Genomic DNA, 22111 nt, shown 5'->3' with positions numbered 1-22111 from the left:
ATGGCGAACATCGACTACACCCGCGCCGCCAAGTATTTCCTGCTGCAGGATTTCTGGGTCGGCTTCAAACTGGGGCTGAAGTATTTCTTCGCGCCCAAGGCCACCGTGAACTACCCGCACGAGAAGGGCCCGCTGTCGCCGCGCTTCCGCGGCGAGCACGCGCTGCGCCGCTACCCGAACGGCGAGGAGCGCTGCATCGCATGTAAACTGTGCGAGGCGGTCTGCCCGGCACAGGCGATCACCATCGACGCGGAACCGCGCGAGGACGGCAGCCGCCGCACCACGCGCTATGACATCGACATGACCAAATGCATCTACTGCGGTTTCTGCCAGGAAGCCTGCCCGGTGGATGCGATTGTCGAAGGCCCGAACTTCGAATTCGCGACCGAGACCCGCGAAGAGCTGTTCTACGACAAGGATAAACTCCTGGCCAACGGCGAGCGCTGGGAAGCCGAGATCGCCCGCAACCTGGAAATCGACGCGCCGTACCGATGAGTGATCCCAAGAACCCTTTTGAGGCCATGATGGCCCGGATGCAGGAACAAGCCCAGGAGATGGCCAAGGCGCTGAACCCGGCGCTGGAGAGCTTTTCTCCGAAAGGGTTCGAGGCCCTGTGGCCGACCATGCCCAAAGAGGTCATGGAAATGATGTTCGGCAACACCGTCAACAAGGACGGGCTGGATGCCAAAACCCGGCTGCTGCTGACACTGGCCGGGCTGACAATGCAAGGCGCACAGGCTGACAGTGCCGTGCGCCAGACCGTGCGCCACGCTTTGGAAGCGGGCGCCAAGAAACAAGAGATCGTGGAAACGATCGGACAGATGTCGGTCTTTGCCGGCATTCCGGCCATGAACCGGGCGCTGGATCTGGCGCAAGAGGCCATGGACGACAAAAGGGACGATGAGACATGAGCGTTTTTGCCTTCTACCTCTTCGCCATCAGCGCCATCACCGGCGGGCTGTTCACCGTGATCAGCCGCCAGCCGGTGCATTCGGTACTGTGGCTGATCCTGGCCTTCCTCTCTTCGGCCGGGCTGTTTGTGCTGCTGGGGGCGGAGTTCGTCGCCATGCTGCTGGTCATCGTCTACGTGGGCGCAGTCGCGGTGCTGTTCCTGTTTGTGGTGATGATGCTGGACGTGGACTTTGCCGAGCTGAAGGCGGAGATGGCAAAATACATGCCGCTGGCGCTGCTGATCGGCCTGGTCATCCTGATGCAGTTCGTGATGGCCTTCGGCGTTTGGGAAACCGCCCACAAGGCGCCTGAGCTGCTGGCCAATCCGGTGCCCGCCGACCGCCACAACACCGAGGCCCTGGGCCTCATCATCTATGATCAATATTTCCTTCTGTTCCAGCTGGCAGGCCTGATCCTGCTGGTGGCGATGATCGGCGCGATTGTGCTGACCCTGCGCCACCGCCAGGACGTCAAGCGCCAGGACGTGGTTGCCCAGATGATGCGCGACCCGGCCGCGGCGATGGAGCTCAAGGACGTGAAACCGGGGCAGGGGCTGTGATCCAATGATCGGACTTGAACATTATCTGACCGTCGCGGCGACGCTGTTCGTCATCGGCATTTTCGGGCTCTTCCTGAACCGCAAGAACGTGATCATCCTGCTGATGAGCATCGAACTGATGCTCTTGGCGGTGAACATCAATCTGGTGGCATTCTCCAGCTTCCTGGGGGATCTGGTGGGGCAGGTCTTTACCCTGTTCGTGCTGACCGTGGCCGCGGCCGAGGCCGCCATCGGCCTGGCGATCCTGGTCTGTTTCTTCCGCAACCGCGGCACCATCGCCGTCGAAGACGTCAACGTGATGAAGGGCTAAAGAAACATGGAAACCATCCTCCTTTTCGCCCCGCTGGTTGGCGCGATCATCTGCGGCTTCGGCCACAAGATGATCGGCGAGAAAGCCGCCACCGTGACCGCCACGGCGCTGCTGTTCCTGGCGGCGCTGCTCAGCTGGATCACCTTCCTGACCTTTGACGGTCAGACCGAGACCATCCAGATCCTGCGCTGGATCGAAAGCGGCACTCTGTCCACCGACTGGGCGATCCGCCTGGACCGGCTGACCGCGATCATGCTGATCGTGATCACCACGGTGTCCTCGCTCGTGCACCTCTATTCCTTCGGCTACATGGATCATGATCCGCAGTGGAAAGAGGGCGAAAGCTACAAGCCGCGCTTCTTTGCCTATCTGTCGTTCTTCACCTTTGCGATGCTGATGCTGGTGACGTCGGACAATCTGGTGCAGATGTTCTTCGGCTGGGAAGGCGTAGGCGTCGCCTCCTACCTGCTGATCGGATTCTACTACCGCAAGCCCTCGGCCAATGCGGCAGCGATGAAGGCCTTCATCGTCAACCGCGTCGGCGACTTTGGCTTTGCGCTGGGGATCTTCGGCCTGTTCTTCCTGACCGACAGCATCAACCTCTCTGACATCTTTGCGTCCGCTCCGACGCTGGCGGAAACCCAGGTTTCCTTCCTGTGGACCGAATGGAACGCGGCAAACCTGCTGGCCTTCCTGCTGTTTGTCGGCGCCATGGGCAAATCGGCGCAGCTGATCCTGCACACCTGGCTGCCGGACGCGATGGAAGGCCCGACCCCGGTGTCGGCGCTGATCCACGCGGCAACCATGGTGACCGCGGGTGTGTTCCTGGTCTGCCGCATGTCGCCGCTGATCGAGTTCGCGCCTGAAGCTGCGGCCTTCATCACTGTGCTGGGCGCTGCAACTGCGTTCTTTGCCGCAACAGTCGGCCTGGTGCAGAACGACATCAAGCGCGTGATTGCGTACTCCACCTGCTCGCAGCTGGGCTACATGTTCGTGGCCGCTGGCGTCGGCATGTACTCGGCGGCGATGTTCCACCTGTTCACCCACGCCTTCTTCAAGGCGATGCTGTTCCTGGGCGCCGGTTCGGTGATCCACGCCATGCATCACGAGCAGGACATGCGGAACTATGGGAACTTGCGCAAAAAGATCCCCTATACCTTCTGGGCGATGATGATCGGCACGCTGGCCATTACCGGCGTCGGCATCCCGCTCAGCGGCTGGGTTGGCTTTGCCGGCTTCGTCTCTAAGGATGCCATCATCGAAAGCGCCTATGCCGGCGGGTCCATGTTCGGCTTCTGGGCGCTGGTGATTGCGGCCTTCATGACCTCTTTCTATTCCTGGCGCCTGATCTTCCTCACCTTCTATGGCGAGGCACGCGGCGACAAGCATACCCATGACCACGCGCATGAAAGCCCCTGGACCATGCTGGTGCCGCTTGGCGTTCTGTCGCTCGGAGCCATCTTCTCGGGCATGCTGTGGTACAGCAGCTTCTTCGGCCATGCCGATCAGGTCGGAAAGTTCTACGGTATCCCGGTGGCTGAGGCCGCGGCGGACGCGCATGGCGAGGAAGCCTCGCACGGAGAAGACGCAGCCCACGGCGGTGAGGGTGAGCATCACTATGTGTTTGCCGGCAAGCCGGGCGAGGGCGCGCTCTATATCGCGCCGGACAACCACATCCTCGAGGATGCCCATGCGGCACCGAAATGGGTGAAGCTGTCCCCGTTTGCTGCAATGGTTGGCGGCCTGGTGCTGGCGTTGTGGTTCTACATCTGGAACCCGTCGCTGCCCAAACGTCTGGCCGAGCAGCAGCGCCCGCTGTACCTGTTCCTGCTGAACAAGTGGTACTTTGACGAAATCTACAACGTGATCTTCGTCAAACCGGCAATTGCCATTGGCCGTTTCTTCTGGAAACGCGGCGATGGCAACACCATTGACGGTTTCCTGAACGGTCTGGCCATGGGCGTTGTGCCCTTCTTCACCCGTCTCGCCGGACGCGCACAGTCCGGGTACATCTTCACTTATGCCTTCTGGATGGTGCTGGGCATTGCAGCCCTGGTCACCTGGATGTCGATCGGCGGAGGAGCGCACTGATGGACAATCTCCTTTCTATTGTCACCTTCATCCCGGCGCTCGCGGCGGCCATCCTGGCCCTGTTCCTGCGCGGCGAGGATAAGGCGGCGCAGCGCAACGCCAAGTTTGTTGCGCTCTTTGCCACCACGATCACCTTCCTGGTGAGCCTGGGCATCTACTTCGAGTTCGATCCCGCCAACACCGGCTTTCAGTTCGTCGAGGACCGGGAATGGATCTTCGGCCTGAAGTACAAGATGGGCGTCGACGGCATCTCGGTGCTGTTTGTGATGCTGACCACCTTCATCATGCCGCTGACCATCCTGGCCAGCTGGTCGGTTACCGACCGGGTCAAGGAGTACATGGTCGCCTTCCTGCTCTTGGAGACCCTGATGCTGGGCGTCTTCATGGCGCTGGACCTGGTGCTGTTCTACCTGTTCTTCGAGGCAGGCCTCATTCCGATGTTCCTGATCATCGGCATCTGGGGCGGCAAGGAGCGGATCTACGCCTCCTTCAAGTTCTTCCTCTACACCTTCTTCGGCTCGGTTCTGATGCTGGTGGCGATGGTCTATATGTACGTGGATGCCGGCACCACCGACATCGAGGTCCTGCTGACCCACAGCTTCTCGGCCGCGTCCTTTGACGTGCTGGGGCTGCATATTGTGGGCGGCGCGCAGACGCTGATGTTCCTGGCCTTCTTTGCCTCCTTCGCGGTGAAGATGCCGATGTGGCCGGTGCACACTTGGCTGCCGGACGCGCACGTTCAGGCGCCGACCGCGGGCTCCGTGGTGCTGGCGGCGATCCTCCTGAAGATGGGCGGCTACGGCTTCCTGCGCTTCTCGCTGCCGATGTTCCCGGTGGGGGCCGATGTGATGACCGACGTGGTCCTGTGGATGTCGGCGATTGCGGTGGTCTACACCTCGCTGGTGGCGATGGTGCAGGAGGACATGAAGAAGCTGATTGCCTATTCCTCGGTGGCACACATGGGCTTTGTCACCATGGGCATCTTTGCCGCCAACCAGCAGGGCATCGACGGCGCCATCTTCCAGATGCTGTCGCACGGCTTCATCTCCGCCGCGCTCTTCCTTTGCGTCGGCGTGATCTATGACCGCATGCACACTCGCGACATCGACGCCTACGGCGGGTTGGTGATCCGGATGCCTGCCTATGCGCTGGTCTTCATGTTCTTCACCATGGGCAACGTCGGCCTGCCGGGCACGAGCGGATTCGTCGGCGAATTCCTGACCCTGATGGGCGCCTTCCAGAAAAACACCTGGGTCACCGCAGTTGCGGCAACCGGCGTGATCTTCTCGGCAGGCTATGCGCTGTGGCTCTACCGCCGGGTGGTTTTCGGCGACCTGATCAAGGGCAGCCTGATGGGGATCAAGGACATGTCCGCGCGTGAGCGCTTTGTCTTTGCGCCGCTGGTCGTTATGACCCTCTTGCTGGGTGTCTACCCGTCGCTGGTCACCGACATCATCAGCCCCTCCACCGAGGCGCTGATCGCAAACTTCAACCAGTCTCTGGCTGCTGCGGACACTGCGCCCGCCGCGACCCAGATTGCTTCGCACTAAGGGAGCATCAGGCAGATGATCCAAGCTGATCTCACCGTAATCCTGCCAGAGATCGTTCTGGCGCTTTACGCCATGGGCGCGCTGATCGGAGCGGTCTACACCGGCAAGGACAAGCTGGCGGTTCCGCTGGTCTGGAGCACCGCAGCCCTGCTGGCTGTGGTCGCCATCTGGATCGGCACCTCCGGCGCCGGCACCCAGACCGCCTTCAACGGCATGTTCATCGACGACGGCTTCTCGCGCTTTGCCAAGGTGGCGCTGCTCCTGGGCGCCGCGGCCGTACTGCTGGTCGGCCAGGACTATATGGCACGCCGGGGCATGCTCCGGTTCGAATACCCGATCCTGGTGGCACTGGCCGCCGTTGGCATGATGATGATGGTTTCCGCGGGCGACCTGATGGCGCTTTACATGGGGCTCGAGCTGCAGTCGCTGTCGCTTTATGTCGTGGCCGCCATGCGCCGCGACAGTGTCAAATCGACCGAGGCGGGCCTCAAGTACTTTGTGCTGGGCGCGCTGTCCTCCGGCTTGCTGCTCTATGGCGCCTCGCTGGTCTACGGCTTTGCCGGCACCACCCAGTTTGCAGGCATCATCCAGGTTGCGGAGCATGGGTCTATGTCCATCGGCATGCTGTTCGGCCTCGTGTTCATGATCTCCGGCATGGCCTTCAAGGTCTCAGCGGTTCCCTTCCACATGTGGACCCCCGACGTCTATGAGGGCGCGCCGACCCCGGTCACCGCTTTCTTTGCCACCGCGCCGAAAGTGGCCGCGATGGGCCTGTTCGCCCGCGTTCTGTTTGACGCCTTCGGCGGCGCCATCTCCGACTGGCAGCAGATCATTGTGGTGCTGTCGGTGCTGTCGATGTTCCTGGGCGCCATTGCGGCAATCGGCCAACGCGACATCAAACGCCTGATGGCCTTTTCGTCGATTGCCCACATGGGCTATGCGATGATCGGCCTGGCGGCGGGCACCGAGGCAGGCGTCACCGCGATGCTGGTCTACCTGGCGATCTACGTCACCATGAACATCGGCACCTTCTCCTTCATCCTGATGCTGGAGAAAGACGGCAAGCCGGTGACCGATATCCTGGCCCTGAACCAGTTTGCATCGCGCGAGCCGGGCAAGGCGCTGGCGGTGCTGATCCTGATGTTCTCGCTGGCTGGCGTGCCGCCGATGCTCGGCTTCTTTGCCAAGCTGGGTGTCTGGAAAGCGGGTGTGGACGCGGGCCTGTTCGGCCTGGTCGTGGCTTCGGCCATCGCCTCGGTCATTGGTGCGTTCTACTACATCCGCATCGTCTTCTACATGTACTTCGGCACCGGCGAAGACGATGTCGAGGCGAAGGGAACGCCGGTCCTGACCGCGGCCCTGATGGCCTCCGCGGCTCTGATGCTGGTGGGTGTGGTCTATCAGTTCGGCATCGACGGCGCCGCCGCTGCAGCCGCAGCAACCCTTGTAAATTGATCTGCTTTTCAGCAGGCTAAGGAGGCCCGGTCTTGCGACCGGGCCTTTTCGCACTTAAGGAGCGCGCATGAGCTGGCCAGCAGGATACGGAAAACGGGTGCTTGCCGAGGTCGACAGCACCCTGAACGAGGCCGCCCGCATCGCCGATGATCTGGCAGGCCCGGAATGGATTCTGGCCCTGCGCCAGACCCAGGGGCGCGGCCGCCGCGGCCGCGACTGGAAAGACCCCAAGGGCAATTTTGCCGCCACTTTGGTGATGCGGCCCGAAGGCGCGCCGGATCAGGCGGCGCTGCGCAGCTTTGTCGCCGCTCTGGCGGTTTACGATGCCTGCGTCGCGGTCACGGGCCGCAGCGAAGGCCTGTCGCTGAAATGGCCCAATGACGTGCTGATGAAGGGCGGCAAGCTGGCCGGCATCCTTCTGGAAAGCGCAGGGCGCGGGCAGGGGGTGAACCACCTGTTTGTCGGCATCGGTGTGAACCTCGTTGAGACCCCGATGCAGGAATGGCTGGAGCCCGGCGCCGTCTATCCGGTCTCGCTGATGGCGGAAACCGGCGTGCAGGTCGACCCGGAAACCTTCCTGGAAGCCGTAGCCGATGCCTTTGCCCGCTACGAGCAGCAGTTCTCTACCTACGGCTTCGAACCGATCCGCACCGCCTGGCTGGAGCGCGCGGCGAAACTGGGCGAGGTGATCACCGCCCGCACCGCTGCGTCGGAAACCGAGGGCACCTTTGAAACGGTGGACGCCAGCGGCAACCTTGTCCTAAACACCGCCAAGGGCCGCGTCAGCATCCCGGCGGCGGACATCTATTTCTAGGCGGGGGAGCCCCATGCTTCTGGCAGTTGATTGCGGCAATACCAACACGGTCTTCTCGATCTATGACGGCGAGAAGTTCATCGGCCTGTGGCGCACCGCCACCGAATGGCAGCGCACGGCGGATCAGTATTACGTCTGGCTCAGCACCCTGATGAAGCTGCAGGGGATCGAGGCAAACATCACTGACATGATCATCTCTTCGACCGTGCCGCGGGTGGTGTTCAATCTGCGCGTGCTGGCCGACCGCTATTTCAACACGCGGCCCCTGGTGGTGGGGAAGCCCGGCTGCCTGCTGCCTGTCGCCGTGCGCGTGGACGAGGGCACTGCTGTCGGCCCTGACCGGCTGGTCAACACCGTCTCGGGCTTTGACCAGCACGGCGGCAACCTGATCGTGGTGGATTTCGGCACCGCCACCACATTCGACGTGGTGGCCGAGGATGGCGCCTATATCGGCGGAGTGATTGCACCGGGCGTGAACCTCAGCCTCGAAGCTTTGCACCAGGCAGCCGCGGCGCTGCCGCATGTGGATATATCCAAACCCGACAACGTCATCGGCACCAACACCGTCGCCTGCATGCAGGCCGGCGTGTTCTGGGGCTATGTCGGCCTCGTCCGCGAGATCTGTGCCCAGATCAAGGCGGAACGCGGCGTGCCGATGAAAGTGATCTCAACAGGCGGGCTGGCGCCGTTATTCCAGCAATCTGCCGATCTGTTTGATGCCTTTGAGGACGACCTCACCATGCACGGCCTGCAGATCATTCATAAGTATAATAAGGAAAACGGAACTGACGTATGAGCAGTGAAAGATTGATCTACCTGCCCCTTGGCGGGGCGGGTGAAATTGGCATGAATGCCTATGTCTACGGCTATGGGGCACAGGACAAGGAGCGCCTGGTCCTGGTCGACCTGGGCGTGACCTTCCCGGATATGGACACCACCCCGGGCGTCGACTTGATCATGCCGGACATGACCTGGCTGAAGGAACGCGCTGACCGGCTGGAAGGGATCTTCATCACCCACGGCCACGAGGACCACATCGGCGCCATCGCGCATATGTACTCGGCACTGAACGTGCCCGTCTATGCGCGCCCCTTCACCGCCAACCTGGCGCGGCGCAAGATGGAAGAGGCGGGCCACGACCCGGCCAACGTTCACACGGTCGAAGCCTGGCCGGAAGTGACCAAGCTTGGCCCCTTCACCGTGGGCGTTGCCCCGATGAGCCACTCGATCCCCGAAAGCGGCGCGCTGGTGATCGACAGCCCGGCAGGCCGGGTTGTGCATACCGGCGACTTCAAGCTGGACCCCGATCCGCTGGTGGGCGAACCCTTTGACCCGGAGATGTGGGCGGAGATCGCCAAGGATGGCATCCAGGCGCTGGTCTGCGATTCCACCAATGTGTTCTCGCAGCATCCGGGCCGCTCGGAATCCGAGCTGCCGGAGGAGATCACCAGGCTGATTTCCGAGGCCAAGGGGATGGTGGCGGCGACCACCTTTGCCTCCAACGTTGCGCGGGTGAAAACCCTGGCTGAGGCAGGCGCGCGGGCAGGCCGTTCCGTGGTGCTCCTGGGCCGCGCCATGCGGCGGATGATCGAGGCGGCGACGGAAACCGGCGTGCTGACGGATTTCCCCAAGGTGGTCAGCCCCGAAGATGCGGGCGACATCCCGCGCGACAACCTGATGCTGATCACCACCGGCAGCCAGGGCGAACGCCGCGCCGCCACCGCGCAGCTTGCGCGCGGCAAATACCGCGGGCTGGAGCTGAAGGAAGGCGATACCTTCCTGTTCTCCTCCAAGACCATTCCGGGCAACGAAAAAGGCGTGATCCGGATTATCAATCAGTTCTCGGAAAAAGGCGTGGACGTGGTCGATGACAGCTCCGGCCTCTATCACGTCTCCGGCCACGCCAACGGCCCGGACCTGGAGCGGGTGCATGATCTGCTGAAGCCCAAGATGCTGATCCCGATGCACGGCGAGCACCGCCATCTGCGCCAGCATGCCCGGCTGGGCGAGGCCAAGGGCATCCCCAGCGCGGTGGTCGTGAACGGCATGATGATGGACCTGTCGGGCGATGCGCCGAAAGTGACCGAGTGGATCGAAACCGGCCGCACCTATCTGGACGGTTCGGTCAAATACGGCGCGCTTGACGGGATCGTGCGCGACCGTATCCGCATGGCGCTGAATGGCCATGTGGTGGTCACGGTGATCCTGGACGAAGACGACGAACCGCTGGGCGAGCCCTGGTGCGACCTGAAGGGGCTGGCGGAAACCGGCACCTCCAACGCGGCGCTGGTTGAGGTTCTGGAAGAGGATCTGAACCAGTTCCTGATGCGGGCCGGCGCCAAGACCCTGCGCGACGACGATAAGCTGGAGCAGGAGCTGCGCCGTATCACCCGTCAGACAGCACATGCAGAAATTGGCAAGAAGCCGGAAGTCACGGTGATCGTCAGCCGCATGCGGTGAAGCCGGCGAGGCAGGCGGCACTCCCGCCCGGGCCAAGCGGCATCAAAGATGCAGCAGGCCCCGTTGGGCCGGGCGCCGCGCGCCCTGCGGGCCCGCGGCGGGGGCTCTGCATTCCACAGCACAACGAAAAACGCCGCGGCCTGAGAGGCGCGCGGCGTTTTCTTTTCAATGACTGTGCCGCAGGCATGCGGCCGCCGCCTTAGCCGTGCAGAGGGCGGGCGCAGGCCGGGCGCGAGAGCAGCTTGAACGGTGCCAGGAAAACCGCGCGGAACAGGCGGCGGGTGAAGCTGGCAAAGGCCTGGGCGCGCAGCTCATGGGCGCGGGCTTCGATGGCCTGGAACTGGGCAATGGTGAGGGTTTTGGAGTCGTTGGTCATGGCGTAGGCCCATCTGCAATGGCGCGTTTCTGTGTTGTGCCTGCAATACGCCGTTCTGCGCGGGTTTACGCCAGCCAAGATCGAAGACCCGTTATGCTGCATGTGCAAAGGTCGTTATGCTGCGCATGCACTGTGCGCGGAGGCTGAACGGAAAAGGCCGCCCCAAAGGGAGCGGCCTGTGAAAATGCTGCCGGCGCGGCGTGTCAGCTGGCGCGGCGTTCCGCGAAGCTCAGTGCAATAAAGCTCGGCAGGTGGTCGCCCATGCCGACCACAGCCTTGTCGTCGCGCTTGCTGTACTTGCCGCGGCCGCCGGAGGAACGTTCGCGCTCGGGTTTCTGCGCGGGCTTCTCGTCCTTGCGGCTTTCGGCCTCGGGCTTGGCTGCTCGCGGCGCCTTTTCCTTTTTCGGCTCCGGCTTTACCGGGTTCTCCAGGCGCGGGATTTCTTTCTGGATCAGCTTCTCAATCGCATCCATCGCTTTTTCATCCCGCACTGAGCAGATGGTGATCGCCTTGCCCTCACGGCCTGCACGCCCTGTACGGCCAATCCGGTGCACGTAGTCCTCGGCATGGCCGGGCACGTCGAAATTGAACACATGGCTGACGCTGGGCACGTCCAGGCCGCGGGCGGCCACGTCGGACGCCACCAGGATCCTCAGGGAGCCGTCGCGGAAACCGTCCAGCGTTTTCATCCGCTGGCTCTGGTCCAGATCGCCGTGGATCGCGGCCGCGTCATAGCCGTATTTCTTCAGCGATTTCGCGCAGATGTCCACGTCGGTCTTGCGGTTGCAGAAGATGATGCCATTGGTGAGCTTTTCGCCCTCGGCATCAATCAGCGCCCGCAGAACCTTGCGCTTTTCGCTGCCTTCGCGGTCGCGGCGCGAAGGCTTGAACTGGACAACCGCCTGTTCGATGGTCTCGGACGCGGTGGCCTGGCGGGCCACTTCGATGCGGGCCGGAGCAGAAAGGAAGGTGTTGGTGATCCGCTCGATCTCGGGCGCCATGGTGGCCGAGAAGAAAAGGGTCTGGCGGGTGAACGGCGTCAGCGAGAAGATGCGCTCGATATCCGGAATAAAGCCCATGTCGAGCATCCGGTCGGCCTCGTCCACCACCATGATCTGCACACCGGTGAGCAGCAGCTTGCCGCGCTCGAAATGGTCGAGCAGACGGCCCGGAGTGGCGATCAGAACATCGACGCCCTTGTCGATCAGCGCGTCCTGCTCCTTGAAGGAGACGCCGCCAATGAGCAGCGCTTTGGTGAGCTTCACATGTTTGGCATAGGTGTCGAAGTTCTCCGCCACCTGGGCTGCCAGCTCACGGGTCGGACACAGCACCAGGCTGCGCGGCATCCGCGCCCGGGCACGGCCGCGGGCCAGCAGGGTGATCATCGGCAGCGTGAAAGAGGCAGTTTTGCCGGTGCCGGTCTGGGCGATTCCCAGAACATCGCGCCCCTCGAGAGCAGGCGGAATCGCTCCGGCCTGAATCGGGGTGGGGCTTTCATATCCCGCTTCCTCAATGGCTTTGAGGACCTTGGGATTAAGGTTCAGATCGGTGAATTTTGTCATCTGTATCCGTCATTGCGGACACTGACCTGGCCCGCGCGTGTGTGTTCCAGCCGGCTCCGCAAAGGTCATGCGGGATGGCAGCTTCCGGCTCGCTGGCGGGCATAGCAAAATCCCAGGCGATCGTCAATTAATGCCCGGTTTTCCAGTATTTTGGGCTCTGGTGGGTGCAAAATGGAGACAATTCAGCGGAAACCCGGGAAGTGTTTCCGCCGCTTGGCCTCCAGTTCCAGACGGCGGATCTTCAGAAGCCCCTCGGCCTGCAGCCGGGCCCGCAGTCCGGGGCTGTCGGCGCAGACCTCGTCGAAAAAACTGCGCAGGCCCGCCTCTCCCTGTTCTGTTTCCAGCTTGCTGAGCAATTCATGAACTGTCAGGCCGCCGTCTTCGCGCGGCCGGGCGGGCTTCAGCTCGGGGCGGTAGGACCCCTTCTGCAGCCGGTAGCGGTAATGGCCCTGCCAGCTTAGCCAGTCACGGGCGTGCACATGGCATAGGTCCATGCCTGCAAGCTCGGCACTGCCGGGATTCGCCTGCCCGGCAAGATAGGCATGGTGTATTCGCAGCTCCAAACCCTCAATCCCGGTGCGGCAGAACAGTTTGCCATGCAAATGGCTCAGGAAACCGCCGTTCAGATAACCGCCGAATTGCGGGTAGAGACGCCCGGCACCAGCGCGGCGGGATGGCGGAACATACCCCTTGAAGGCAGAGCCATCGCCGCCTGCCAAGGCTTCCGCCGGCCGCACACGGGCGCAGATCACGTCCGGCGGCAAAGCGGCGAGCTCAGCAGCAGCCGGGGAGGAGGACCACAGGAATTCATCCACGTCGCAGTGCAGCAGCCAATCCACGTCCTTGGCCTGCCGGTGATAGGCGCGGGTGGCATTTGCGGTCTGGCGGACCTGGTGCTTCTTCGGGCGGTTTCCTTGCCGCTTCCAATAGGCATCGTCGCAGGCCGTCACCCGGATTTTGGGGTGGGCCTTCAAGTGCTGAAAGGCCGCGGAGCAGGGGGCATCCAGATACAGAAACAGCCGGTGCGCGCCAAGTTCCAGATAATGGGATGCAAAATCCAGGATATCGCAGGCATCTGCTTTTATGGTGCTGACGATACCCCAAGAGGCCGTGTTACATGCTGGCGCGCCGTTCACGAATGGAGGGATCCTTGTATACCTGAATTCTTGCAAACACAGTTCTTTTGTCTTCCAGCAGCAAAGTCAACATCCGCTCGGCCAGCGGGCGGATCACCGTGTCGCCCTTCGCCTGGCGCCAAATCTTGACGATATGGCTGATATCCAGGTCACCGCCGGCCATCACATACGGCGGCAGGTCAAACGCCAGCGGGTACTTGTGCGGAGTCAGGCTGGGAGTGAAGGCCCGGTCGTTCGCGACACCGGCGAGGCGCCGTTCGCTGTCATGCAGCTTGATCATGTCAAAGGTGATCGCCAGCGCTTGCCCCGCCATCCGCTGATCGATACTGCTGCCATGGTCGGCAAAGGTGACGGCCGCGGAAATCAGCCATCTTGGCGGCAGGTTCCTGGCCAGGAAATCGCCGTGTTCCTCCCACATCCGGAAGAACAGTTTCAGCGCGCGGGGAGGCGTTTTCTTGCGCCGGATTGCAGCAATAACCAGCGCGTGCAACGCAAACAGGTCCGGTTTGCCGGCAAAGATCATCCGCAGGTTTTCGAGCTTTTGCTTTGCGTCCGCGGTCAGTACATCCCGGTGCGGGCTATCCTGTTCCGGAAGGATCCTGTCCCGCCATACGGACAGATCGGCAGTTGCCAGCGGTAATACGGCACCAAGGTTCTGAAACGCTTCCTCTTTCTTGTCCAGAAAGCTTTCCAGCGCCGCCAGTCCGCCGGGGTAAACCTCATCGGCAACCCGGTGTTTGAGGATGAGGCGGTTCTGCAGAATTTGGAATGCCCGCAGCAGCCTGTATTTCAGCCGTTCTATCAACATCTCAAAATGGCCTTAGAATGCGAAGTTGCTTCAATGCCGTTAATTGCGGGCCTGGCGCGAGGCTGTGCTGCCTGCTGATTGCCGCGCTTGCCGCTGCCTGCGAAAATATACAGGCAGCGGAATTGGGAGAGCGGGTCAGACCATCATTTCCTTGGTTGCGGTCAGGTTCAGCTCCGGGAAGTCGCGCACAACCCGGTCGATATCCCACTGCAGCCGGGTCAGGTAGACGATGTCGCCATCATGGTCATGGGCAATGTGCTGCTTGTTCGCATTGATGAACTTGTCCACCGCGGGCTTGTCGCCGCTGACCCAGCGGGCGGAGGTGAACTGGCTCGCCTCAAACCGCACCGGCAGGCCGTATTCCATCTCGATCCGGCTTGCGAGCACTTCGAACTGCAGCGCGCCCACGACGCCAACGATGAAACCCGAGCCGATCGAGGGTTTGAACACCTTGGCAGCGCCTTCCTCGGCAAATTGCATCAGCGCCTTTTCCAGGTGCTTGGCCTTCATCGGATCGCCTGCGCGCACGCCCTGCAGCAGTTCAGGCGCAAAGGAGGGGATGCCGGTCACCTTGATCGCTTCGCCCTCGGTCAGCGTGTCGCCGATGCGCAGCTGGCCGTGGTTCGGAATGCCGATGATGTCGCCGGCCCAGGCCTCCTCGGCCAGTTCCCGGTCGGAGGCCAGGAACAGCACCGGGTTGGAAACCGCCATCGGCTTCTTGGTGCGCACATGCGTCAGCTTCATGCCGCGTTTGAAATGGCCGCTTGCCATCCGCACAAAGGCCACCCGGTCGCGGTGCTTGGGGTCCATATTGGCCTGAACCTTAAAGACAAATCCGGCGACCTTTTTCTCCTCGGGGGCCACTGCGCGGGGGTGCGCGGACTGCGGCTGCGGCTCGGGGCCGTAGGCGCCGATACCGTCCATCAGCTCTTTCACGCCGAAGGAGTTGATCGCCGAGCCGAACCAGATCGGGGTCATATGGCCTTCCAGCACCGCCTGCGGATCCAGTGCGGGCAGCAGCTCGCGGGCCATTTCGACCTCTTCCAGCAGCTTCTCCAGCAGGTGCTCCGGCACGTGCTCTGCCAGCTTGGGGTCGTCCAAGCCGTTGATCTCAATGCTTTCGGCCACCTTGTTACGGTCGGCGCGGTCCATCAGCTCCAGCCGGTCGCGCAGCATGTCGTAACAGCCGATGAAGTCACGCCCCACCCCGATGGGCCAGGCCGCCGGTGTCACGTCAATTGCCAGGTTCTGCTGGATTTCGTCAATGATTTCAAAGGTGTCCCGGCTCTCGCGGTCCATCTTGTTACAGAAGGTCAGGATCGGCAGGTCGCGCAGGCGGCAGACCTCGAACAGCTTCTGGGTCTGGCTTTCCACGCCTTTGGCGCCGTCAATCACCATCACCGCCGCATCCACCGCCGTCAGGGTGCGGTAGGTGTCCTCGGAAAAGTCCGAGTGGCCGGGCGTGTCCACCAGATTGAAGCGGAAGCCACTGAAATCAAACGACATTGCCGATGCCGAGACCGAGATGCCGCGGTCCTTTTCCATCTGCATGAAGTCCGAGCGCGTGCGCCGCGCCTCGCCCTTGGCACGCACCTGCCCGGCCATCTGAATCGCGCCGCCGTAAAGGAGGAACTTTTCAGTCAGCGTGGTTTTGCCGGCGTCCGGGTGCGAGATGATCGCAAAGGTCCGGCGGCGGGCAATCTCGGGCGGCAGTTCGGGGCGGTTGGTGACGGAATCCAGCATGAGCGCGCGTATAGCAGGAATGCCGGAAGAGGCAAGAAAAACGGGGAGGCCGGTCTTTTACGCCCTGCGTGGACGGGCTTTTTCTTTGCTTGCTGAACGCGCCGGTCTGTTCGTCTTGTCTGCCGGGAGTTTCTGCGGGAAGAGTGCGGCCGCCATCTGTGCAGATTGATTTTGCGCGCGCGGTTTGCCTAGATGATCGGTGCAAGGATTTAGTCCAGGGAGGATGCCACCGGATGCTGCGACGCTTTATCCTGCTCAGCGCTGCTGTCTTATGCTTCTGCAGTTTGCAGGCCAGTGCTGGAGAGAGGTATGCGCTTGTCGTAGGGAACTCAAACTATTCCCACACGACTCCTTTGGCCAACCCTGGCAACGATGCGCGTGTCATGTCTTCGGTCCTGACGGAAGCAGGATTCGAGGTCACGACGTTGCTGGACGCCGACCTTGGCAGCATGAAGAAGGCGCTGCTGAAGTTCGGCCGGCAACTGCGCGGCGAAGGTGTTGACGCAGGCCTGTTCTACTACGCCGGCCATGGTGTCCAGCTGGAGGGGGAAAACTATCTGGTACCCGTCAGCGCAGCGATAACCAGCGAAGACGAGATTGATCTGGAAGCCGTCAATGTGAACAGCTTTCTGCGCGTCATGAACTCCTCCAATGCGGATATCAACATCATCATCCTGGACGCTTGCCGCAACAATCCCTTTGCCGGCTCGGCGCGGTCTGCGGCCAGGGGACTTGCACCGGTTGACGCTCCCAAAGGGACCATCATCGCATATGCCACCGCGCCGGGGGACGTCGCTTTGGATGGCAGCGGGGGAAACTCGCCTTACACATCTGCTCTTGCCCGGGCGATTTCCACTGGCAAGGGGCGCACGATCGAAGCTGTATTCAAAGCCGCCCGCAGCGAAGTCCTGGCAGTTACCCAGGAACGGCAAGTCCCTTGGGAAACCAGCTCGATCACGGGGGATTTCTATTTCAGCTCGCAGCCCGTCCCTGCCGCTCTGCCTGAAGCACAGCCCGAAAATTCAGCTGCGGCGGCGCCTTCTTCAAAGGACATCGAGCGCAAATATGCCCTGGCGGAGAGAATCAACACCCGAGGCGCATGGCAGGCCTTCATCGACGCGCATAGCGATCAGCCGGACAGTTTCTATGTTGTCTTGGCGCTTGAAGCGCTGGCTGCGCTGGAGGCTGAAGCTGCCCGTGTTCAACGGCATCTGCCGCTGCCGGGTGTGCCGATGGCCGCTTGTCACCAGGGGTACTTTGGCAGAATTCCCGGGGAACTTTGCGTGTCTTCGGAGCTGCCGGACCAAGGGCAGAATTCATACACCGGCGATATGATGTCCGACGGGCGTTTGCGGACGGCTTGGATCGAGGGCAGGCCGGATGACGGGATCGGGGAGATCTTGAGGTTTTCTTTCGGCGGGCCAGTGGACATCAGCCGGATACTGGTTGCCAACGGTTATGGAAAAAGCTGGGACATCTTCACGAAGAACAGCCGCGTCCGGTCTTTGGAAGTGATGGCTTCCAACGGCTTCCGCGCCAGTGTGCAACTGCAGGATAAAAGCGAAGCTCAGGTACTGCAGCTTCCGGCGCTGGGTGAGGTGTCCTGGATCACCCTGACAATCACCGGTATCTATCCCGGAACAAGATACCGGGACACTGCAATAAGCGAAATACAGCTTCAGTGACTAAGGCGGGCGCAGCAGTTACCGCAACGAGGCCCGCTTCAAGAGCCCGACCGCATCCGGCCGGTCCAGCAGCGAGCGGCTCACGTCCAGCCCGTGGGCGCCGCTCTTGTGCGAGGCGGGCAGGGGGCCGCCAGGGCGGGTCCAGAAATCCTCGGGCAGCACCGGTCTTGTGACTGGGTCGAGGAAGGTGCTCTCAGCCGCGATGCCCTCGGCGTAGATGATGTGGTGGCGGTCGAACAGGATCTGGAAGTAGTCGGCAAAGCCGCCGTCCAGAACCACCACGGTGTCGCCGTTCACCAGGTCGCGGGCGCGGACCAGGATCTCGGGGGCGCCGGCGCCGATCTCGTCGCTGCGCTGATAGACCATGAGGCGGTGCGAGGGGCTGACGATCAGGTCATTGGCGTTATTGAGGGCGCCTTTGCGGATCAGAATCGGGGCGAGATCGCCAACAGCGCGCAGGGTGGACTGGCCGACCCAGCGCACCTCCTGGATGCCGTCGTCGCGGGTGAGGACGCGGTCGCCTGCGCGCATGTCCTCGATCAGGCGCTGCGCGCCGGTGGCAAGCGTGATGCGGGTGCCGCGGGTGAAGGAGACGCAGGCGGATTCCGCCAGTTTGCGCCGGGCAGGTTCGCGCTCGGCTTTGACCAGCGTGTAGGGCATCTGCGGCTGTAAGGGGGCGAGCGGCACCAGGAAGACGCCGGCGATCATGCCGTCCCCGTCCACTTCGACCATCACCAGGGTCTCGGTGTTGGGGCCGCTGTCCGGCATCAGGGTGAGGAGGCAATCCAGATGCAGCGCAGCGCCGGGTGAACCGAGCGCGGTGTTCTCCGCGATGCTGAAGCTGCCGTCGTGATGGGCGGCGATGGACAGGCGCTGCGGCGCCTCGGCCAAGGCCATCATGTAGATGTCGTCCAGAACCAGATCTTCAAGCACGCCCATCGGGTCACCCAGATTGGCGCCGTTTTCGACGCGGAACTGTTCGGCGCGGAAGGCTTGGACGGAGGCGTGGCTGGCGGTCAATGTCTGTCCCATGGGCGGCGGCTGTTTGATTCCATATGTGGGCCCGCAGGAGAGCCCGTCCAATAGAAATGGCGTGAGAATGTGGCACAAAGGGGGAGGGAAGGCGCTGTTTTTCCGGCAGCTTCACGGTTGGGGCAGCGGTTCAGGGGGCTGGCCATCCGTGCGTGCGCAGTGCAAGCTCCGCGCAAACGGAGAAGATTCCCGAGGGAGGACAAGATGGATCTGGGTATTTCGGGCAAGCGCGCGCTGGTCTGTGCCAGCAGCAAGGGGCTGGGTCTGGGCTGCGCCGAGGCGCTGGCTGAGGCTGGTGTGAACCTGGTGATGAACGCCCGCGGCGCCGAGGCGCTGGAGGCATCGGCGCAGGCGATCCGTGATCAGTACGGCGTCGATGTGGTGACGGTGGCCGCAGATGTGACCACACCGGAGGGGCAGAGCCAGGTGCTGGATGCAGCCGGCGGCGTTGATATTCTGGTCACCAATGCGGGCGGACCGCCGCCGGGCATGTGGACCGATTGGGACCGCGAGGATTTCATCAGCGCGCTGGATGCCAACATGCTGACCCCGATTGCGCTGATCAAGGCGCTGGTGCCGGGCATGATCGAGCGCGGCTGGGGCCGGGTGGTCAATATCACCTCGGTGTCGGTGAAGTCGCCGATCCCCGTTCTGGGCCTGTCGAATGCGGCGCGCGCCGGCCTCACCGGCTATGTCGCGGGCACTGCGCGGCAGGTGGCGGGCCAGGGCGTCATCATCAACAACCTGCAGCCTGGTATTCATGCGACCGACCGCGCGGTTTCGCTGGACGGCGGTGCAGCCAAGGCGCAGGGCATCACCCCCGAGGAGGCCAAGGCGGCACGCTGCGCTACCATCCCGGCGGGCCGCTACGGCACCCGGGCCGAATTCGGCGCCACCTGCGCCTTCATGTGCTCGCAGCATGCGGGCTTCATGGTCGGGCAGAACATCCTGCTGGACGGCGGCGCAACCAATACCACGATGTAAGGAGTTGACATGGCTTCGGGATTTTCCCTGAAAGACCAGCTGTTCAACCGCGACAAGGTCCGCTATCTGGCGGGCCTTTTTGCTGCGGCCGAGGCTGGGTTCAACGCGGATCTGTTTGAAGAACAGGTCATGGCAGAGCTGCCGGCGCTGGAGCTGAAGCAGCGGATCACGCTGATTGCGGACGTGCTGGCGCGCCACCTTCCCGGCGCGTTGCCCGAGGCTGCGCCTATCCTGCTGAAGGCACTGCCGCCGCCGCTCGACCCGGGCAAGACCGACGATGACTTCGGCGACTTCATCTTTGCGCCGCTGGGCGAGTATGTGGCCGCACGGGGCGCTGAGGCGCACCGCGATCTGTCGCTGGACCTGCTGGAGGAGATCACTCAGCGGTTTTCCATGGAATGGGCAATCCGGCCATTTCTGAACCGCTGGCCTGCCGAGGTGCTGGCGCGGATGGAGCAATGGGCCGGGCACCCCAGCTATCATGTGCGCCGACTGGTGAGCGAAGGCACCCGGCCGCGGCTGCCTTGGGGCGAGGCTGTCGGGCTGGACCTGGCGGAGCCGCTGCCGCTCCTGGACTGCCTGCACGGCGATGGCACCCGCTACGTCACCCGCTCGATTGCCAACCATCTGAACGATATTGCCAAGAAGGATCCGGATCTGGTGATGGACCGTCTGCAAAGCTGGCAGGCAGCCGGGAAACAGCAGAAGAAGGAACTGGACTGGATGACCTCCCATGCTCTGCGCGGGCTGGTGAAGGCAGGCCACCCGCGGGCGATGGAGATGCTGGGCTACGATCCGGGTCTGGCGCTGGAAGCGTTCATCGAGGTCCCGGACACGGTGCGGATTGGCGACGCCTTGGATGTGTTCTGCCGCCTGGAAGGGGCTGCCGGAGCGCCGGTGCTGGTGGATTATATCCTGCATTTCCAGCGCCCTGGCGGCAAGGCCTCAGCCAAGGTGTTCAAGCTGAAACAGGCAAAGATCACCGGCGGCAGGCTGGAGCTGGGCAAGAAGCACAAGCTGAAGGGCGATGCCACCACCTTCAAACTGGTGCCGGGGCCGCACCGGATTGAGCTGATGGTGAACGGCAAGGTGCGGGCTGAGGCAGCGTTTGAGCTGCTGCCGGAAGGCTGAGACTTTCGCAGGCTTCAACTTTGGAGAATCCCAAGAAGGGCATCGCCCGGCCTCGGGCGGGTGCGAAGCGCCCTCCCGTGGGGGAGGTCGGGCGCTGCCCGGTGTGCCACCGGGCGGAAGGCTGCTGTGGCAATGGCCTCTCCCCACACTCCTTCACAGTTGCGTCAGATCACCCGCCTCGTTGATTGCCGCATTATCTGCAGGCCGCTATCCCTTTGGTCCGGAACCACAGGAAAGGCGCCCCCCCATGAAACATGAAAACGTGCAGAACTATTACGGCGAGGTGCTGCAGGGCAGTGAGGACCTCCAGACCAATGCCTGCTGCACGCCGGACGACATTCCGGATCATGTGAAGGCGGTGCTGTCCAAGATCCATGACGAGGTGCTGACCCGCTATTACGGCTGCGGCCTGATTGCGCCGGAAGCGCTGGAGGGCGCGCGCATCCTCGACCTTGGCTGCGGCGCGGGACGCGATGTCTATGCGCTGTCGGCGCTGGTCGGCGAGAGCGGCAAGGTGGTCGGCGTCGATATGACCCCGGCGCAGCTGGAGGTGGCGCGCCGCCATCAGGATTATCACGCCGAAGCCTTCGGCTATGCCAATTCCAACGTCGAATTCCACCACGGCTATATTGAAAAGCTGGAGGAGCTGGACCTGGAGCCGGGTTCCTTTGACATTATCGTCTCCAACTGCGTGATCAACCTGGCCACCGATAAGGGCGCGGTGCTGCGCGGCGCGCATCACCTGCTGAAAGAGGGCGGCGAGATGTATTTCTCGGACGTCTATGCCGACCGCCGGGTGCCGGAAGAGATGGCCAAGGATGAGGTGCTCTATGGCGAGTGCCTGTCCGGTGCGCTTTATTGGAACGACTTTCTGTCGATTGCCAAGGAGTCCGGCTTCAAGGACCCGCGGATGGTGACCTCGCGCCTTTTGACAATCGAGAATCCGGTGCTGGAAAAACGCGTCCAGCCGCTGAAGTTTCTGTCGGCCACCTACCGGCTGTTCAAGCTGCCGGCACTGGAGCCCGCCTGCGAGGATTACGGCCAGGCGGTGATCTACAAGGGCACCATCGCGCACGCGCCGCATGTGTTTGCGCTGGATGACCACCATATTATCGAAGCGGGCAAGGTGTTTCCGGTCTGCGGCAATACTTGGATGATGCTGCAGGACAGCCGCCTGGCGCCGCATTTTGAGTTTATCGGCAACTTTGATACCCACTACGGCATCTTTGCCGGCTGCGGCGGCAATTCGCCCTTTAACGGGCTGGAGCAGGAAGGCGCCGCGGCGGGCTGCTGCTGAGGCGGGATTAATGTCCCGCCCGGCCGAGAGGACGGGCAGCGCCCGACCCTCCCCACGGGAGGGCGCTTCACGCCCACCCAGGGCCGGGCGCTGCCCTCGTCGTGTTTTCCAAGGCGTCCCCGGCAATTCTGACCGCTTGCGGCTCCGCCACTGGGTTGCTATCCCGG

Annotated in this window: 20 protein-coding genes; 14 read left to right on the top strand and 6 right to left on the bottom strand. The window is 62.6% G+C overall.

Annotation, left to right across the window (positions count from 1 at the left end; genetic code table 11):
• From nuoI to RA20_RS06790, 10 genes are all read left to right on the top strand, one after another.
• A complete protein-coding gene (gene nuoI / locus RA20_RS06835) occupies positions 1 to 495 on the top strand; it encodes an NADH-quinone oxidoreductase subunit NuoI (protein WP_039125918.1) in 495 nt (164 codons plus the stop codon).
• The gene (locus tag RA20_RS06830) at positions 492 to 911 is read left to right on the top strand and encodes a carboxymuconolactone decarboxylase family protein (RefSeq protein ID WP_039125917.1); all 420 of its coding nucleotides are present in this window, start codon (positions 492 to 494) and stop codon (positions 909 to 911) included. Before nuoI ends, RA20_RS06830 begins: the two co-directional genes overlap by 4 nt.
• Entirely contained in the window at positions 908 to 1510 is a 603-nt protein-coding gene (locus tag RA20_RS06825; RefSeq protein ID WP_039125916.1) for an NADH-quinone oxidoreductase subunit J, read from the top strand. Before RA20_RS06830 ends, RA20_RS06825 begins: the two co-directional genes overlap by 4 nt.
• A 4-nt stretch (positions 1511 to 1514) precedes the next feature.
• Positions 1515 to 1820 carry an NADH-quinone oxidoreductase subunit NuoK gene (nuoK, locus tag RA20_RS06820; RefSeq protein WP_008553673.1) on the top strand — a complete coding sequence of 102 codons (306 nt, stop codon included), beginning with the start codon at positions 1515 to 1517 and terminating at the stop codon, positions 1818 to 1820.
• 6 nt (positions 1821 to 1826) lie between these two features.
• Entirely contained in the window at positions 1827 to 3911 is a 2085-nt protein-coding gene (gene nuoL, locus RA20_RS06815; protein WP_039125915.1) for an NADH-quinone oxidoreductase subunit L, read from the top strand.
• Entirely contained in the window at positions 3911 to 5461 is a 1551-nt protein-coding gene (locus RA20_RS06810; RefSeq protein WP_039125914.1) for an NADH-quinone oxidoreductase subunit M, read from the top strand. Before nuoL ends, RA20_RS06810 begins: the two co-directional genes overlap by 1 nt.
• Positions 5462 to 5476: 15 nt before the next feature.
• Positions 5477 to 6916, top strand: a complete 1440-nt coding sequence (gene nuoN / locus RA20_RS06805) for an NADH-quinone oxidoreductase subunit NuoN (RefSeq protein WP_039125913.1) — start codon at positions 5477 to 5479, stop codon at positions 6914 to 6916.
• Positions 6917 to 6983: 67 nt separating this feature from the next.
• Positions 6984 to 7730: a biotin--[acetyl-CoA-carboxylase] ligase gene (locus tag RA20_RS06800; protein WP_039125912.1), complete on the top strand. Its 747-nt coding sequence runs from the start codon at positions 6984 to 6986 to the stop codon at positions 7728 to 7730.
• 13 nt (positions 7731 to 7743) lie between these two features.
• Positions 7744 to 8526 carry a type III pantothenate kinase gene (locus RA20_RS06795; protein WP_039125911.1) on the top strand — a complete coding sequence of 261 codons (783 nt, stop codon included), beginning with the start codon at positions 7744 to 7746 and terminating at the stop codon, positions 8524 to 8526.
• Positions 8523 to 10190 (top strand): ribonuclease J, encoded by a 1668-nt coding sequence (locus RA20_RS06790; RefSeq protein ID WP_039125910.1) that lies wholly within the window; start codon positions 8523 to 8525, stop codon positions 10188 to 10190. The genes RA20_RS06795 and RA20_RS06790 overlap by 4 nt, the downstream gene beginning before the upstream one ends.
• 199 nt (positions 10191 to 10389) lie before the next feature.
• Here RA20_RS06790 and RA20_RS25710 read toward each other — a convergent pair whose 3' ends face one another.
• The 5 genes from RA20_RS25710 to RA20_RS06765 all read right to left on the bottom strand — a co-directional run bounded on the left by RA20_RS25710 (position 10390) and on the right by RA20_RS06765 (position 15815).
• Positions 10390 to 10566, bottom strand: coding sequence for an RSP_7527 family protein (locus RA20_RS25710; RefSeq protein WP_193748783.1), 177 nt, complete (start codon positions 10564 to 10566; stop codon positions 10390 to 10392).
• A 203-nt stretch (positions 10567 to 10769) separates the two neighbouring features.
• Positions 10770 to 12128 carry a DEAD/DEAH box helicase gene (locus tag RA20_RS06780; protein ID WP_039125907.1) on the bottom strand — a complete coding sequence of 453 codons (1359 nt, stop codon included), beginning with the start codon at positions 12126 to 12128 and terminating at the stop codon, positions 10770 to 10772.
• Positions 12129 to 12310: 182 nt separating this feature from the next.
• Positions 12311 to 13264 (bottom strand): glycosyltransferase family 2 protein, encoded by a 954-nt coding sequence (locus RA20_RS06775; protein WP_039125905.1) that lies wholly within the window; start codon positions 13262 to 13264, stop codon positions 12311 to 12313.
• Positions 13242 to 14072 (bottom strand): hypothetical protein, encoded by an 831-nt coding sequence (locus RA20_RS06770; RefSeq protein ID WP_052248861.1) that lies wholly within the window; start codon positions 14070 to 14072, stop codon positions 13242 to 13244. The genes RA20_RS06775 and RA20_RS06770 overlap by 23 nt, the downstream gene beginning before the upstream one ends.
• A 135-nt stretch (positions 14073 to 14207) precedes the next feature.
• Entirely contained in the window at positions 14208 to 15815 is a 1608-nt protein-coding gene (locus tag RA20_RS06765; protein WP_039125903.1) for a peptide chain release factor 3, read from the bottom strand.
• A 158-nt stretch (positions 15816 to 15973) separates the two neighbouring features.
• Between RA20_RS06765 and RA20_RS24565 the strand changes: the two genes are divergently transcribed.
• A complete protein-coding gene (locus RA20_RS24565; RefSeq protein WP_152618449.1) occupies positions 15974 to 17500 on the top strand; it encodes a caspase family protein in 1527 nt (508 codons plus the stop codon).
• 18 nt (positions 17501 to 17518) lie between these two features.
• Here the strand turns inward: RA20_RS24565 and RA20_RS06755 are convergent, their stop codons facing one another.
• Complete coding sequence (locus RA20_RS06755) at positions 17519 to 18532, bottom strand: Hint domain-containing protein (protein WP_039125900.1); 1014 nt, start codon at positions 18530 to 18532, stop codon at positions 17519 to 17521.
• Between the two features lie 204 nt (positions 18533 to 18736).
• On the opposite strand from RA20_RS06755, the gene RA20_RS06750 reads away from it, so the two are divergent.
• The 3 genes from RA20_RS06750 (at position 18737) to RA20_RS06740 (ending at position 21944) form a co-directional block, all read left to right on the top strand.
• The gene (locus RA20_RS06750; protein WP_039125898.1) at positions 18737 to 19516 is read left to right on the top strand and encodes an SDR family oxidoreductase; all 780 of its coding nucleotides are present in this window, start codon (positions 18737 to 18739) and stop codon (positions 19514 to 19516) included.
• A gap of 9 nt (positions 19517 to 19525) precedes the next feature.
• A complete protein-coding gene (locus RA20_RS06745; RefSeq protein ID WP_039125896.1) occupies positions 19526 to 20647 on the top strand; it encodes a hypothetical protein in 1122 nt (373 codons plus the stop codon).
• A gap of 247 nt (positions 20648 to 20894) precedes the next feature.
• Entirely contained in the window at positions 20895 to 21944 is a 1050-nt protein-coding gene (locus RA20_RS06740) for a methyltransferase domain-containing protein (protein ID WP_039125894.1), read from the top strand.
• Positions 21945 to 22111: the final 167 nt, after the last annotated feature.

It is taken from the genome of Leisingera sp. ANG-Vp (genome assembly GCF_000813725.1).
Classification (GTDB): Bacteria; Pseudomonadota; Alphaproteobacteria; order Rhodobacterales; family Rhodobacteraceae; genus Leisingera.
This window is presented reverse-complemented; position numbering and strand designations above follow the sequence as displayed.

What these genes read in the sequence shown, in the direction of transcription:
- nuoI (WP_039125918.1), top strand. Translation starts at nt 1, where the DNA reads ATGGCGAACATCGACTACACCCGCGCCGCCAAGTATTTCCTGCTGCAG.
- RA20_RS06830 (WP_039125917.1), top strand. Translation starts at nt 492, where the DNA reads ATGAGTGATCCCAAGAACCCTTTTGAGGCCATGATGGCCCGGATGCAG.
- RA20_RS06825 (WP_039125916.1), top strand. Translation starts at nt 908, where the DNA reads ATGAGCGTTTTTGCCTTCTACCTCTTCGCCATCAGCGCCATCACCGGC.
- nuoK (WP_008553673.1), top strand. Translation starts at nt 1,515, where the DNA reads ATGATCGGACTTGAACATTATCTGACCGTCGCGGCGACGCTGTTCGTC.
- nuoL (WP_039125915.1), top strand. Translation starts at nt 1,827, where the DNA reads ATGGAAACCATCCTCCTTTTCGCCCCGCTGGTTGGCGCGATCATCTGC.
- RA20_RS06810 (WP_039125914.1), top strand. Translation starts at nt 3,911, where the DNA reads ATGGACAATCTCCTTTCTATTGTCACCTTCATCCCGGCGCTCGCGGCG.
- nuoN (WP_039125913.1), top strand. Translation starts at nt 5,477, where the DNA reads ATGATCCAAGCTGATCTCACCGTAATCCTGCCAGAGATCGTTCTGGCG.
- RA20_RS06800 (WP_039125912.1), top strand. Translation starts at nt 6,984, where the DNA reads ATGAGCTGGCCAGCAGGATACGGAAAACGGGTGCTTGCCGAGGTCGAC.
- RA20_RS06795 (WP_039125911.1), top strand. Translation starts at nt 7,744, where the DNA reads ATGCTTCTGGCAGTTGATTGCGGCAATACCAACACGGTCTTCTCGATC.
- RA20_RS06790 (WP_039125910.1), top strand. Translation starts at nt 8,523, where the DNA reads ATGAGCAGTGAAAGATTGATCTACCTGCCCCTTGGCGGGGCGGGTGAA.
- RA20_RS25710 (WP_193748783.1), bottom strand. Translation starts at nt 10,566, where the DNA reads ATGACCAACGACTCCAAAACCCTCACCATTGCCCAGTTCCAGGCCATC.
- RA20_RS06780 (WP_039125907.1), bottom strand. Translation starts at nt 12,128, where the DNA reads ATGACAAAATTCACCGATCTGAACCTTAATCCCAAGGTCCTCAAAGCC.
- RA20_RS06770 (WP_052248861.1), bottom strand. Translation starts at nt 14,072, where the DNA reads ATGTTGATAGAACGGCTGAAATACAGGCTGCTGCGGGCATTCCAAATT.
- RA20_RS06765 (WP_039125903.1), bottom strand. Translation starts at nt 15,815, where the DNA reads ATGCTGGATTCCGTCACCAACCGCCCCGAACTGCCGCCCGAGATTGCC.
- RA20_RS06755 (WP_039125900.1), bottom strand. Translation starts at nt 18,532, where the DNA reads ATGGGACAGACATTGACCGCCAGCCACGCCTCCGTCCAAGCCTTCCGC.
- RA20_RS06750 (WP_039125898.1), top strand. Translation starts at nt 18,737, where the DNA reads ATGGATCTGGGTATTTCGGGCAAGCGCGCGCTGGTCTGTGCCAGCAGC.
- RA20_RS06745 (WP_039125896.1), top strand. Translation starts at nt 19,526, where the DNA reads ATGGCTTCGGGATTTTCCCTGAAAGACCAGCTGTTCAACCGCGACAAG.
- RA20_RS06740 (WP_039125894.1), top strand. Translation starts at nt 20,895, where the DNA reads ATGAAACATGAAAACGTGCAGAACTATTACGGCGAGGTGCTGCAGGGC.